Origin of the sequence: Streptomyces aureus (genome assembly GCF_001418135.1) — a bacterium.
GTDB lineage: Bacteria > Actinomycetota > Actinomycetes > Streptomycetales > Streptomycetaceae > Streptomyces > Streptomyces aureus_A.
The window spans coordinates 1-2,083 of sequence record NZ_LIPQ01000493.1; the positions used below are offsets into that span (position 1 = coordinate 1).

The 2,083-nt window shown below is 75.5% G+C and carries 1 protein-coding gene and 2 pseudogenes; 2 read left to right on the forward strand and 1 reads right to left on the reverse strand.

Translation table 11 applies throughout. The features are described from left to right. Nucleotides 1-186: 186 nt before the first annotated feature. A pseudogene (locus AOK00_RS32085) lies at nucleotides 187-455 on the reverse strand (winged helix-turn-helix transcriptional regulator); the annotation flags it as partial. An 85-nt stretch (nucleotides 456-540) separates the two neighbouring features. Here AOK00_RS32085 and AOK00_RS32090 point away from each other — a divergent pair. Together AOK00_RS32090 and AOK00_RS32095 are read left to right on the forward strand one after the other, a co-directional pair. Then, nucleotides 541-1,610, forward strand: a pseudogene (locus AOK00_RS32090) (Gfo/Idh/MocA family protein). After that, the coding region (locus AOK00_RS32095) for a heme-degrading domain-containing protein (protein WP_055603690.1) at nucleotides 1,607-2,083 on the forward strand (477 nt) is incomplete at its 3' end. The pseudogene AOK00_RS32090 and the gene AOK00_RS32095, both read left to right, overlap by 4 nt.

Sequence of the window (2,083 nt, forward strand, 5' to 3'; positions counted from 1 at the left end):
GGTGAGGGTGGGGGCGGGTTCGGTGGCGCGAGCGGCCTCTGTCTCGCAGGCGGGTTCGGTGGCGCGGGCCGTGGGGCCGGACAACAGCCCCCGTACCTCCTCCGCCACCGCGTCCAGGACGGGCCCCGCGCCCGCCCCCAGGTCCAGGGCGCGCGTGCGCCGGGCGACGACGGTGCCCGCGAGGNNTCGTCGCGGTCGAGGTGGACGCCGACGGCGTACCCGGCGGTGGGGACGAGCCGCAGGACCGTACGGGGCTTGCCGCCGGTCGAGGCGCGGTGGCCGGCCTCCGTGGCGAGGCCCTCGGACCGGAGCCGTGCGGTGATCTTGCTGACGGCCTGTGGGGTGAGCCCGGTCCGCTCGGCGAGTTCGAGGCGGCTGATCCCGGCCTCGCCCGCGGTGCGCAGCAGGTCGAGCACGAGCGCCGCGTTGGGGCTGCGCAGGGCCGGCACGTTCACTCCACCACTCCGATCAGGTCCGTCTTCACCCGCCCATTGTCGCTGTCGCTTGCACTTTGGCAACACCGTTGCTTAAGTGGGACCCATGACTGGCACCCCCCGCACTCCCCTCCGCGTCGGCCTCGTCGGCTACGGCCTCGCGGGTTCCGTCTTCCACGCCCCGCCCTCGCCCTCGCCGCCGTCACCACCGGCAACCCCGAGCGCGCCGCCGAGGCCCGCGCCGCGCACCCGGGCGTCCGGGTCGTGGCCACCCCCGAGGAACTGTGGGCGGACGGGGCGGCGGACGAGCTCGACCTGGTCGTCGTCGCCTCCCCCAACAAGACGCACGTCGCGATCGCCACGGCCGCCCTGGAGGCGGGCCTGCCGGTCGTCGTCGACAAGCCGCTGGCCGGGACCGCCGCCGAGGCCCGAGCCCTCGCGGCCCTCGCCGAGGAGCGGGGCCTGCTGCTCTCCGTCTTCCAGAACCGCCGCTGGGACAACGACTTCCTGACCCTCCGCCGGCTCCTCGACGAGAACGCGCTCGGCGACGTCCAGCGCTTCGAGTCGCGGTTCGAGCGCTGGCGCCCGCTGCCCAAGGGCGGCTGGCGCGAGTCCGGCGCGCCGTCGGAGATCGGCGGCCTGCTCTACGACCTCGGCAGCCACGTCGTCGACCAGGCCCTGGTCCTCTTCGGCCCGGTGGTCTCCGTGTACGCCGAGTCGGACGTCCGTCGGCCGGGCGCCGAGGCCGACGACGACACCTTCCTCGCGCTCACCCACGCGAACGGCGTCCGCTCGCACCTGTACGTGAGCGCCACCACCGCCCAGTTGGGCCCCCGCTTCCGGGTGCTCGGGCAGCGCGCGGGCTTCGTGAAGTACGGCCTCGACCCGCAGGAGGCGGCCCTCCGCGAGGGGCTGCGACCGGTGCCGGGCACGGCGTGGGGCCTGGAGCCGGAGGAACTGTGGGGCCGGCTCGGCTCCGGCGAGTCGCCGCTGACCGGCGGCGGGACCCCGGTCGAGTCGCTGCCGGGCGACTACCCGGCGTACTACGCGGCCGTCGCCGCCGCCCTGCGCGGTGCCGGCGAGAACCCGGTGACGGCCCACGATGCCGCGGCCGCGCTCGACGTCCTGGAGGCGGCGAAGCGGTCCGCCCGCGAGGGGATCACGGTGACGCTGTGAGCGCCCAGGAAGTGAGCGAGCTGGAGGCGCAGGAGGCCCGGCTGGTCCTCCCCCGCTTCACGTACGAGGACGCCTGGACGCTCGGCGGCCTGCTCGTCGGCATGGCGCGCGAGCGCGGGGCGCCGGTGGCGATCGACATCCGGCGCGGCCCGCAGCAGCTCTTCCACTGTGCGCTGCCGGGGTCGAGCGCGGACAACGACGCCTGGATCGACCGCAAGCGACGGGTCGTCGAGCGGTACGGCGTGAGCTCGTTCCTGGTCGGCGCGCGGTTCCGCGCCAAGGGGACGACGTTCGAGGCGTCCTCGCGCCTCGACCCCGACCGGTACGCGGCGCACGGTGGCTCGTTCCCGGTCGCGGTCGAGGGCGCGGGCGTGATCGGCTCGGTCACGGTCTCGGGGCTGCCGCAGGCCGAGGACCACGCCATGGTCGTCGAGGCACTGGAGCGCCTGCTCAGCTCGTACGCCTCCGCCGCC